This window comes from Acinetobacter sp. AB03 (assembly GCF_058107045.1).
On sequence record NZ_JBUEBA010000002.1, the window covers coordinates 1,471,525 to 1,483,281 of the forward strand.

Consider the following 11,757-nt stretch of genomic DNA (forward strand, 5'->3'; position numbering starts at 1 on the left):
GCTTAAACTTTTTTGGCTTTAAACTTAAAGATAAGCATAACTGCAAAACCAAAGAGTAGTCCCCAAAAGGCAGAACCAATGCCAAAGAACTGTACCCCAGATGCGCTGAATAAGAACGTCATGAGGGCTGCCTCACGGTCTGATACCGCTTCAAATGCAATCGCGATGTTATGACTAATCGTGCCAAACAAAGCAATACCAGCCAATGCTGTAATAAAAATCGCAGGGAAAGACAGCAAAAGACTGGTCAGGGTGGCTGCGAATAGTCCCATTAAGATGTAGAAGAAACCACAACTCATCCCAGCAATATAGCGTTTTGATGGATCAGGGTGAACTTGTTCATCTAAACTGACAGCTGCACTAATTGCTGCGGTATTGACACTATAACAGCCAAAGGGTGCGAGTAAGGCTTGAGCGGTGCCCGTCCATCCAATCAGTTGATTGACGTGGGGGTTATAGCCATAGCTTTTAATCATGGCAATACCCGGTAAGTACTGCGATGCCATATTGATCACAAATAAAGGCAGCGCTAAACCTAAAATAGCAGACATACTGAACTCAGGTGCCATCCAAACAGGTTGCGCTAGGCTCCATGTGATTTGAGGAGTATGGAAGTCTAAGAACAATGGGCAGAGTAACAAGCCTGCAATCACTGTAATGACAATGCAATAACGTGGGGTAAGTCGCTTAGAAACAATATAAGCCGCCAGCATGGATAAAATAAAACCCCAATGGTCTTGCATACTGGCGAACAATGAAATACCAAACTTCAATAACACACCTGCCAGCATGGCACTGGTTAGGCTTTGCGGGATATACGTCAGTACTTTTTCAAAGATACCGAAAAAGCCCAAAATGGCAGTAACTAAACCACAGACCAAAAATGCGCCAATCGCTTCATGCAAACTATAACCACTACCTGTCGCAATAATTAAGGCCAGTGCTGCCGTAGACCATGAGGTCGATACAGGATATTTAAGTTTCCAAGATAAAAGCAGGCCACTCAAACCAATACCCAGACCTAAAGCCCAGAACCATGAGTTGATTTGCGCGGTATTTGCACCTAAGACTTGGGCGGATTGAATGACCAAGACTGAAGACACACTAATGCCAATGAGGAAGGTGATAAAACCTGCGAATACTGCTGGAACTGAGAAATCTTGAAATAATTTTTGCATGAAGATCAAAACATAATTTGAATGAGTGAAAATTACTATTGTTCATGGATCATACGCTGGTTCTTGAAAAAGAAAACAGCACATGATGGATTTTTTATCGAAAATAATGAGATTATTCACGAAAATTACAGTGTGGAAAGTGCCAGTTTTAAGCCGAAGCCACAAAACAGCAGACCGACGGTCGCCACTGCGACAGCGGCAACTTTGAACTGTCGGTTGAAATAGCTCGCCAGCTTAATACCTGAAAAAATCAGGATACTGAGATAAGCCATACTGATGATTTGTAGAATAATGGAAAGTAAGGCAAAGCTTAGTGCTGGGTAGGCATAATTTGGGTCGACAAACTGCACAAAAAAAGACAGATAAAACAAAATAGCTTTTGGGTTTAAAAGGCTAATGGTCAGCGCTGAGCGAAAAGGATGCAAGGTTTGTAAAGTGCTCTGATCTGTACTTGCTGCAAGCTGTTGTGGGCTAGAGCTCCAGGTTTTGACTCCTGCAATCAAGAGTTTTATACCTAGGTATGACAGATAGAGTGCACCTACAATTTTTAATAAAATAAATAGCCAAGGAAAAGCATGTAAAAGAGATGCTGCACCCAGCACGGTACATAGAATGAGGATCAAATCGCCTGTGAAAACACCTAATGCACCCCAGTAACCCGTTTTAATACCAAATCGTGAGGCAATAGACATCACATAAAGAGAATTTGGGCCTGGCAAAATCACAATTAGAATTGTACCGATGATATAAGTACCGATGTCGATAATACCAAACACAACGTATTCTCAATAAAAAAGCCGATGTTGCATGATAACAAAATCGGCTTTTAAAAGAAGAAAAATCAAGTTAAGCTGAAATTTCTTCATCTAAACCAAAAGACTGACGTAACAGTGTGTTCAGCTGTTGACGAGCTTTAATAAATCCATCAATCCCCCCTTGGAGCAGTTGCGTTGCCATGAGGTCATGTTCAATTTGATCTCTAAACTCAGTTTCACCGAGTGCGTTAAGTGCAGTTGTCGCTGGTGCAATATCACATGCTGACAGTTGTGCTTTGACTTCACGCGTGTCTTGTTCAAGTGCAGCCAATAAATTAGGTGCAACAGTCAGCAGGTCACAGCCAGCTAGTCCCAACACTTGGTCAATACTACGGAAGCTTGCGCCCATAATTTCTGTTTTGACCCCATGTGCTTTATAGAACTGGTAAATTTGCTTCACAGAGAGTACGCCAGGGTCTTTTTCAACGGGATAGCTGTCCACGCCTTCGGCCTTTTTGTACCAATCTAAAATACGCCCAACAAAAGGTGAAATTAAAGTGACATTCGCCTCCGCACAAGCATGTGCTTGATGCACACCAAACAAAAGCGTTAAGTTGGTATGGATACCTTCAGCTTCTAGCACTTTCGCTGCTTGAATGCCTGCCCATGTCGAAGCAATTTTAATTAAAATACGATCTTGATCTACGCCATAGTTTTTATATAACGTCAGCAGCTCTTTGGCTTTTTCAATGGTGGCATTGGTATCATAAGACAGCGCTGCATCTACTTCTGTGGAAACACGACCTTCGATCAACTTGAGAATTTCAACACCAAATTTGACGGTAAGAATGTCGATTGTGCGTTCAATAAGTAAGTCATCTTCGAAGCCTTCCGCTTTGGCTTGGGCGAAAGCATCTTCAATCAACTCTTTATTTTCAGGTTGACTTGCAGCGGCTGTAATTAGAGATGGATTGGTGGTTGCATCGAGCGGACGAAATTGGTTAATCGCCGCTAAATCGCTACTGTCGGCAACAATGGCGGTTAAGTTTTTTAATTGGTTTAATGCTGTTTGTGTCATTGATCGTTAGTTCTTAAAGTTATTACCCGTAAATTATTTATAACACAAACTGCTTTTAACCCAAGTAGATTCGGACGTTTTAACAGCAGTTATTATACTTTTTTACGCTGATTTCGGATGTGTTGGATTAAAAAACGTGCAGCCGCGCCCAATTCACTTTCACGACTCCAGACCAAGTCTACAAAATATTCAAACTTGGGGGTGAAATCTAGCAGATCTAATATTTTGAGCTGAGTTTTGAGCTGAGGGTTTTCATTCAACATTTCTAAGGGCAAAACACCCCAACCAAAGTTTTGCATGATTAAGGCGCAAGCAGAGTGATGGTTGTCTGTCCGCCAATACTGTTTGGAATATAGCAATTCTGGCTTAATGCTTTTATCGCGACTGGCAACCACGATTTGACGGCTATGTTGAATTTGTTCAAAGCTGACTTGTGGAAATTGTGCCAGAGTAAAGTCCTTATTGGCAACGGGAACTAAAGTCTCGAGTTTTAATTCTACAAACTGTTCACTGCTTTCCAGTTGCTCACGTTCGAACATCAGCGCCAGTTGTGCTGTGCCGTTGAGTAACATTTTCTGTGCATCTTCTTGAGGTGCAGAAAAAATATTAATTTGTAGACTGGGAAATTCGGCTTCTAATATTGCGATGTAGTCAATCCATTGCATATGCAGCAATTCAGATACCACTACGATATTCAGCGATGACTCCAAACCATGGCTTAGGGCATAGGCATGCTGTTTCCATTGATTCATTTCGGTCAGCAGTTGCTCGGTTTTTTCATACAAGGTCAGGGCTTGCGCAGTTGCTGTGGGCTCACGTCCTTCGCGTAAGAAGAGCTGTAGGTTTAAGTCTATTTCCAAGTTAGCAATTGACATACTCACGGCCGATGGCACTTTGCCTAACTTGCGTGCAGCAGCTGAAAATGAGCCTGACTCAATCACGGTTTTAAAAATAATCAGTTGTTCTTGATTGATATTCATAATTTTCCATCTTTCAATTTTATTGAAAGAACCTAACTCGATTAATCAATATTATAAAAATAAAATAGCCAACATCCAATCATGAAAGAGTAATTAAAAATGTTGATTTCCAAAAGAAGGATTATTCATGCGCTCAGCTATGAAATCATCCTATTGGTGATCATTGCTGTTGCCTTAAGTTTCATATTCCATATGCCTTTAGAAGTCACAGGTGTTCTTGGTATCGCCATGGCAGTCACTTCGGTCATATGGAATATGGTGTTTAACCATTTTTTTGAAAAGTTTGAAGCGAAAAGAAAGCTAAAAAGAACCATCGGCGTACGTGTCCTTCACGCGATTGGTTTTGAAGGTGGTTTGATGCTTGCAACCATCCCAATGGTCGCATATGCAATGCAAATGAGTATTTGGCAAGCCATCGTACTCGACTTTAGTTTAACCATGTGTATTTTGGTTTATACCTTTATTTTCCAGTGGTGTTATGACATGCTGGAAGCGAAATTGGGTATCCAACCTGAAGCGCAATATTCAAATTAAAAAAAAAGCCACGCAATGTCGTGGCTTTTTTAATGTGCAGTGATTCTTATGTGAATTTTCTAACATTGAAAATATAAGGGATCATCAAGGCAAAAAGAACCGTGAGGGCATAGTGTAAGCTATTCACTACAGCGCTAATATACGGATGAGCAAAGCCTTTTAGATAGACCATGGTTGCGCCTTTCTTTGTAGTGGAATTTGTGTATGGGATTTCATTACTGATCAAAAACTAGCTTAAGCAGAAAAAGAGCAACATAAAAATAAAAAACAATAAGCCTAGCGGGCTAAACATTGAACGTTGTTGTGTATTCAGTTTTGCGTAGTGTTGTTGAATGTGTTGGACTTGTTGTCTATTGAGCTGTACGCGAAAATAATTGATAAAAATAACGACAATACATATGAATGTACATATACTAAAAAAGTCATTGAGAAATTTATGTGGACTGGATAAGTTGGATGCGATGGTACTTGGAAACACGCCTTGAAAGTGAACATCAAAACTGACCATAAGGAGTGCTAGTCCTAAGGGAATGAGGTAAAAATAATAATAGCGAATGGGTGTATTGAGATAAGCCAACAATGGGAATGAATTTCGCATAGTTTTGTATTTGGTTATTTTACTTTTATCTATAGAGCAAATTGATGGTTTTGACCAGTTAAAAAGCACCTCAAAAGAGGTGCTTTTTAATAGCGAAGGCGAAATTATTTTTCAATAATTGCCGTTACACCTTGGCCACCAGCAGCACAAATTGAAACCAGTACGCGACCTGAACCTTTTTGGTTAATCAACTTCGCAGCAGTAGCAATGATACGACCACCCGTAGCAGCAAATGGGTGACCTGCTGCAAGTGAAGAACCTTTGACGTTGAGTTTAGTGCGGTCAATTGAACCGAGTGGAGCATCTAAACCTAAGCGGTCTTTACAGAATTTTGGATCTTCCCAAGCTTTCAAAGTTGAAAGAACTTGCGATGCAAATGCTTCATGAATTTCGTAGTAGTCGAAGTCTTGAAGTTTAATGCCAGCACGCTCAAGCATACGTGGAACTGCATAAGCAGGTGCCATCAATAAGCCTTCTTTTTTCTCAACGAAATCAACTGCAGCTGTTTCTTGGAAGGTTAAGTAAGCAAGTACTTCGTGACCGTTTGCTTTTGCCCACTCTTCAGATGCTAAAAGAACACAAGACGCACCATCCGTAAGTGGTGTTGAGTTACCTGCGGTCATGGTACGCGCATCGCCTTTACCAAAAGCTGGTTTGAGCTTAGCAAGTTTTTCAACCGTAGAGTCAGCACGTAAGTTGTTGTCACGCTCTAAACCTAAGAATGGTGTGATCAGGTCATCGAAGAAACCTTCTTCGTAAGCTGCAGCCATTTTTTGATGTGAAGATGCAGCAAGTTCGTCTTGTGCTTCACGTGCAATACCCCATTCAAGCGCAGTAATAGCTTGGTGATCACCCATAGAAAGACCTGTGCGTGGCTCACCATTTTTTGGCGCATCCATCAAGTCTTTTAGGTTGATTTTAGTTAAAGCTTTTAAACGGTCTTTACCCGTTTTTGCAATGTTGAGTTCAAGCAATGCTTTACGTAAACCATCACCAAACGCAATTGGTGCATCAGAAGTTGTATCTACACCACCAGCAACACCCACTTCAATTTGGCCCAGTGCGATTTTGTTGGCAACTAAGAAGGCAGCTTGTAAGCCAGTACCACATGCTTGCTGAATATCGTAAGCAGGTGTTTCTGGTGCAAGTGCAGTGTTTAGTACACATTCACGGGTCATGTTAAAGTCACGGCTGTGCTTAAGAACAGCACCAGCAACCACTTCACCAAGACGTTGACCTTGAAGGTTAAAACGTTCAACAAGACCGTTTAGCGCTGCTGTGAACATATCTGTATTCGAAGCGGTGAAATATGCGCCATTTGAGCGAGCGAAAGGAATACGGTTACCACCGATAATAGCCACGCGGCGAACAGTGTTTTGACTCATGGTTTGATCCTGTTGAACAGCAGTTTGAGTTTTTGGTTTTAAAGCATTTGTAGAAGAAGCGGGGCTTTTACTACGAGTTGACGCAGCACGGGTGCGAGTCGGCTTAGTCGTGTTATTTACTGATTGGGTTGTTGTGCCAGTACTTTTAGTTCTACGAGATGTACTTTTTGATGTATTTGACACAGTTTCCGTAGCAGAATTTTCCACTGCTGGATTTTCTTGAGTTGTTTTGCTCATAAGGCTTTTCCAAGCATGTTAATCTATTCTTAGGGTGTACATTAGCATATTATAAAAAGGGCTGAATTGACTAGAATGACATTGCAACAGGCTTTCAGGTCAAGACATATCATCTATAACTCAAGTATGATTCTATAGAAACCGATGGAACTATTGAAATATAAGACTCTAGACATCACTTTGAAGTTAAAAGGATATCTTTGAATCCATCAACAATTAATTTGTATGAGAGATAAAAAACATGACTGATCAATACCAAACTTTTGCAAAATCTCCGATTGGTAAATTTGTCATTAAAAATTTGGGTTTACCTGCACCAACTTTTTTAGACCGTTTTGAGTCAGCAACGCCTGTGATTAAAGGTGCTGTTTTACTGGGTGCAGCAACAAACAGTTCATTGTCTGGTGTAATTGCACAAATTTTAGCCAATGTCCATGCCAATAGCTATGCGGGTAACAATGCACAGTTACAACAAGCTGCGGCTAAAGTGGGCTTAAACTTAAGTGCATTTAATGCAGGCGACAAAGAGTCTAAATTCAAAGTTGTTATTTTTGATGCATCAGGCATTGAGTCATCAGAGCAACTCAATGAGTTATATAACTTCTTTAATCCTATCGCACGCCAAGTGGCTGCTTCTGGTCGTGTGATTGTGGTAGGCACTACCCCTGAAACTGCGGGTAGTGTGAAAAAAGCGATTGCACAACGCGCGCTTGAAGGCTTCGTGAAGTCTGTTGGCAAAGAATTTAAAAAGGGTATTGCAGCACATTTGATTTATGTGGATGCAGGTGCAGAAGAAAATCTTGAGTCAACTTTACGTTTTGCAGCATCGCCACGTTCTGCTTATGTTTCTGGTCAAGTGATTCGCGTTTCTAAAGCTGCTGTTGTAGATGTAGATTGGGCTAAACCATTGGCAGGTAAAACTGCTGTAGTGACAGGTGCGAGCCGTGGTATTGGTGAAGCGATTGCACATGTCTTGGCACGTGATGGTGCGCATGTGATTTGTTTAGATGTACCACAGCAACAAGCAGATCTTGACCGTGTTGCAGGTGAGATTGGTGGTTCAACACTGGCGATTGATATCACTGCAAATGATGCTGGTGAGAAAATTAAAGCTGCGGCAGCTGCTCAAGGTGGTTTAGACATTATCGTGCATAACGCAGGCATTACTCGTGACAAAACTTTGGCAAATATGAAGCCTGAGCTTTGGGACTTGGTGATTAATATTAACTTGTCTGCGATTGAACGTGTAAATGATTATTTACTTGCGAACGACGGTTTAAATGCCAATGGTCGTATTGTATGTGTATCATCGATTTCAGGTATTGCAGGTAACTTAGGTCAAACCAACTATGCTGTGTCGAAAGCAGGTGTCATTGGTGTAGTTAAATTTACAGCTCCAACTTTGACGAATGGCATTACCATCAATGCGGTTGCACCAGGTTTCATTGAAACCCAAATGACTGCTGCGATTCCATTTGCAATCCGTGAAGCGGGTCGCCGTATGAACTCGATGAGCCAAGGTGGTTTACCTGTAGATGTTGCTGAAACCATTGCTTTATTTGCAGCGACAGCATCGACTGGTTTAAACGGTAACGTGGTACGCGTTTGTGGTCAAAGCTTGTTGGGTGCTTAATTTAAAAGCTTGAATTTATCTCTCCTTTAGGGAGGGATAAATTCTTTATATTATAAAAGGGAGGGAGTTTTCCCTCATCCCAACCTTCTCCCTGAGGGAGAAGGAGCTTTCAAAAATATTGAAATAAAAACTTCTCAAAGGTTCAGTATGAAGACTCGCCATTTTAGTCAACTTCCAAAACCATATATGGCTTATCCGAAAGTCATTCAAGGTTTGATCTTTAAAAAACCAAAAGGTGAAAAAGTCTTACCGCAGGTTGAGTATGTGGTGGATTCTTTTAACGTCGATCAAAAGCATTTGAAAGCTTATAACCAAGTGTGTGGCTTTAGAAATAATGGTTATATTCCTGCGATTTATCTGGCCGTATTATCGCAAAGCCTACAAATGCACATGATGGGGCAAGAGCCGTTTCCATTTCCTGTGCTAGGTTTGGTACATATTCGCAATCAAGTCAAACAAATGCGTAAAGTTGGTGTCAATGAAACCCTCACTTTATCATGTAAATATGGCGCCCTTGAGCCACATGATAAAGGTGTTCAGTTCGATTTTATTACCACGGTGAAAGTTGGTAATGAAGTGGTGGTTGAAGCATTGACCACGTATTTAGCACGTCAAAAGACCGATGGTAAAACAGCACCAAAATTAGTTGAAGCAACGACTCCAGATTATCAGCCGAATGCAGTCTGGGAAGTCTCTGAAAACACAGGACGTCGTTATGCAATGACCTCGGGCGACTTCAACCTCATCCACATTCATGCGGTGACAGCAAAAGCTTTTGGTTTCAAACAGGCCATTGCGCACGGCATGTGGAGTAAGGCCCGAGCGTTGGCTTCGATTACATTGCCTGATGCTTATGAAGCAGATGTTTGGTTTAAACTGCCGATGTATTTACCGTCAACAGTCGATTTTATGACCGCGACAGAAGGTGTAAATACAGCTTTCTTAATTCGAAATGGTAAGAATCAAAAACCGCATGTGACGGGACAGGTCAAAGCACTATAATTTTAAAAAGCCCAGTTTAGATTACACTGGGCTTTTTTATGTCCGCTTAAAAATACAAGGATGTGTAAATGAAAATTTTAAAACAATATTTACAAGCGAATCCGAACCATTATCAAGGCTATGTTGACCCACGTTTTCAAAGTGTTGCCCATCTCTTTAGCCGCTTACAGGATGCTCGTTCAGCATATGGCGGTGCAGCTTGTGTTTTATATTTTCAAGGTGAAAAAGTTGTCGATATCTATACTGGTTTAGCAGTGGTAGATTCTCCTTGGCAGGCCAATACCATGTCGGTGTGTTATTCGACAGGCAAAGGCGTGCTTGCAACCTTGGCGCATATTTTAGTCAGTCAAGGTGTACTGAGCTACGATCAACCGATTGCGGATTATTGGCCTGAATTTGCCCAAAATGGCAAAGGGAAGATGACGCTAAGACACGTGCTGAGTCATCAAAGCGGATTATTTGATATCCGTAATAACATTGCTGATGCGACAGAAATGTTGGACTGGACGCATATGTTAGACGTATTTGAAAAAGCGCAACCACGTTTTGCAATTGGTCAAGATGCTGCCTATCAACCTTTGTCATTTGGTTGGATTGTCGGTGGTGCTTTGGAAAAAGCAACGGGGAAACGTTTAACTGAACTCTTCCAAACCTATTTAGTTGAGCCACTTGAGCTAGATGGGGCTTACTTTGGTGCACCCAGTGCTGAATTAAAACGTATCGCGAGACCTATTACTCGTCCTGTACCTGTCCAACCAAATCAGAAAAGTCCAACGAAGGTGCGTAAAGTTTCATTGCTGGATAAAGCGATGCAGTGGTCAGGGCAAGATCCACAAGACTTTCAAGATGGCATGATACCCAAAGGCATGAAAAAGGTCAGTTTTTATCATGATGATGCGATTCAGGCGATCATTCCTGCTGCAAATGGTGTATTTACAGCCAATAGTTTAGCCAAAGTGTATGCGATGCTATCTCAAAAAGGGATTTGGGAAGGTCAGCAGCTGATTTGCCCTGATGTGTTTTCTGAATTGAGTCGAGTGCAATATACCTATCGAGATCGCGTGATGCCGATACCTATGCATTGGCGCTTGGGATATCACCGTATATTAACTTTAGGAAAAACCGCAGAGCAGGGTTTTGGTCATATGGGCTTTAATGGTTCAGGGGCTTGGGGCGATAGTGAGCGAGGCTTAAGTTTTGCCTATACACATAACTTTGCTACAGGTTCTTTAACTGGGGATTATCGACTTTGGGCTTTAAGCCAAGAAAGTTTACGCTGCGCAGATGCGGTCTTAACAGGCAAAAAAGGCTGGTTTTGATGGGGCTGAGATTTAGTCAGCGTCTAAAATATGTTATGTTCGTCGCGGTTTAGGTTTTGAATATTTGTGACATGAAGACTGCCATTTTTATCCCGCTGGTTGCTACAGGACTATTGTTAGGCTGTTCCGAGGCAAATCAAACGCAACATGATCAGTCTAAACTTCAAGTGGCAGAACAAAAGCAGATTATTCCTGCGTGGGTTGGGAGTTATCAGGGTACAACGCCGTGTATGGGGTGTTTGTCCCGTTGTGAAGACTGTCCAGGTATGGCAGTAGCACTAGAGCTGCATGAAAACATGACCTACACCCTAAAACGAGAAAGTTTGAGTGGCCATAATGAAATCGAAACTTTGACTGGATCACTTCGTTTTAATGCTCAAGATCAGCACAAGGTAGAGTTAGTGAACGTGACAACGCGAAACTTGCTTTATGTCGATTTAGAAGATCGTGTTTTAGAAATACGTGAAGATGTGACTGGAAAAAAATATCAAATGCAGAGTGATTTTGTTTTATCAATGATAAGTTGATTTTCTAAGCGTTAATTTTTAGTTTACTTAGGGTGTGTTGACACTTTTAGCTTAAAAAATAGCGAAGTAGTAAAATATAAAAATAAGAAGTCTTATATTCGTGGGTTTACAGTCTTTTCAATCTTATTGTTGATGATAATATTTTGTGGGTTATCCAAACTTGGCATCTCTGTTACCAATTCTATTATTTATTGGACATATTTCATTTTAGGTTTAAGTTTAGCTCTTTTAACAAATAAAAGCTTAGATCTAGTAACAAGACGACTTACATTGATTCTTATTGTTATAAGTGTAACTGCATTGAATGCTGAAATAAAAATATCAAGGTTAAAAAATGCACCCGTTGTGTTTGTTAAGGAGAGTAATTCAAAAGTTGTTAGAGCAACTTTAGTTGAAGCTTATCAAGATAAAATTATTGTTGCTAATTCAAAAGATTTAAATGGAGGCTTGAAAATTTTAAAACTTGATCAAGTGGAAAAAATTGTTCCAATTGATTCTATGAACTAATAGACTTTCCATTCACTCTTTGGC

11 protein-coding genes are annotated in these 11,757 nt (G+C 40.9%); 6 read left to right on the forward strand and 5 right to left on the reverse strand.

Annotated features, from left to right (window positions below; genetic code table 11):
* Nucleotides 1-2: 2 nt before the first annotated feature.
* From ACY3FQ_RS07490 to aceR, 4 genes are all read right to left on the reverse strand, one after another.
* Nucleotides 3-1,178 (reverse strand): benzoate/H(+) symporter BenE family transporter, encoded by a 1,176-nt coding sequence (locus ACY3FQ_RS07490; protein WP_010326831.1) that lies wholly within the window; start codon nucleotides 1,176-1,178, stop codon nucleotides 3-5.
* A 125-nt stretch (nucleotides 1,179-1,303) separates the two neighbouring features.
* Entirely contained in the window at nucleotides 1,304-1,954 is a 651-nt protein-coding gene (leuE, locus tag ACY3FQ_RS07495) for a leucine efflux protein LeuE (protein ID WP_005401179.1), read from the reverse strand.
* A gap of 70 nt (nucleotides 1,955-2,024) precedes the next feature.
* Complete coding sequence (gene tal, locus ACY3FQ_RS07500; RefSeq protein ID WP_489773781.1) at nucleotides 2,025-3,011, reverse strand: transaldolase; 987 nt, start codon at nucleotides 3,009-3,011, stop codon at nucleotides 2,025-2,027.
* 92 nt (nucleotides 3,012-3,103) lie between these two features.
* Nucleotides 3,104-3,991, reverse strand: a complete 888-nt coding sequence (gene aceR, locus ACY3FQ_RS07505) for an HTH-type transcriptional regulator AceR (protein ID WP_114837631.1) — start codon at nucleotides 3,989-3,991, stop codon at nucleotides 3,104-3,106.
* 99 nt (nucleotides 3,992-4,090) lie between these two features.
* Between aceR and aceI the strand changes: the two genes are divergently transcribed.
* Nucleotides 4,091-4,525, forward strand: coding sequence for a chlorhexidine efflux PACE transporter AceI (gene aceI, locus ACY3FQ_RS07510; RefSeq protein ID WP_062032662.1), 435 nt, complete (start codon nucleotides 4,091-4,093; stop codon nucleotides 4,523-4,525).
* A 702-nt stretch (nucleotides 4,526-5,227) separates the two neighbouring features.
* Here the strand turns inward: aceI and ACY3FQ_RS07515 are convergent.
* The gene (locus tag ACY3FQ_RS07515; RefSeq protein WP_126036748.1) at nucleotides 5,228-6,745 is read right to left on the reverse strand and encodes an acetyl-CoA C-acetyltransferase; all 1,518 of its coding nucleotides are present in this window, start codon (nucleotides 6,743-6,745) and stop codon (nucleotides 5,228-5,230) included.
* Between the two features lie 241 nt (nucleotides 6,746-6,986).
* On the opposite strand from ACY3FQ_RS07515, the gene ACY3FQ_RS07520 reads away from it, so the two are divergent.
* From ACY3FQ_RS07520 to ACY3FQ_RS07540, 5 genes are all read left to right on the forward strand, one after another.
* Nucleotides 6,987-8,378 (forward strand): 3-oxoacyl-ACP reductase, encoded by a 1,392-nt coding sequence (locus tag ACY3FQ_RS07520; RefSeq protein WP_489773782.1) that lies wholly within the window; start codon nucleotides 6,987-6,989, stop codon nucleotides 8,376-8,378.
* A 147-nt stretch (nucleotides 8,379-8,525) separates the two neighbouring features.
* Nucleotides 8,526-9,380, forward strand: a complete 855-nt coding sequence (locus ACY3FQ_RS07525) for a MaoC family dehydratase (protein WP_489773783.1) — start codon at nucleotides 8,526-8,528, stop codon at nucleotides 9,378-9,380.
* Nucleotides 9,381-9,448: 68 nt separating this feature from the next.
* Nucleotides 9,449-10,699, forward strand: a complete 1,251-nt coding sequence (locus ACY3FQ_RS07530) for a serine hydrolase domain-containing protein (protein WP_489773784.1) — start codon at nucleotides 9,449-9,451, stop codon at nucleotides 10,697-10,699.
* Between the two features lie 71 nt (nucleotides 10,700-10,770).
* Complete coding sequence (locus ACY3FQ_RS07535; protein WP_489773785.1) at nucleotides 10,771-11,226, forward strand: copper resistance protein NlpE N-terminal domain-containing protein; 456 nt, start codon at nucleotides 10,771-10,773, stop codon at nucleotides 11,224-11,226.
* 270 nt (nucleotides 11,227-11,496) lie between these two features.
* Complete coding sequence (locus ACY3FQ_RS07540) at nucleotides 11,497-11,733, forward strand: hypothetical protein (protein ID WP_489773786.1); 237 nt, start codon at nucleotides 11,497-11,499, stop codon at nucleotides 11,731-11,733.
* Nucleotides 11,734-11,757 lie beyond the last annotated feature (24 nt).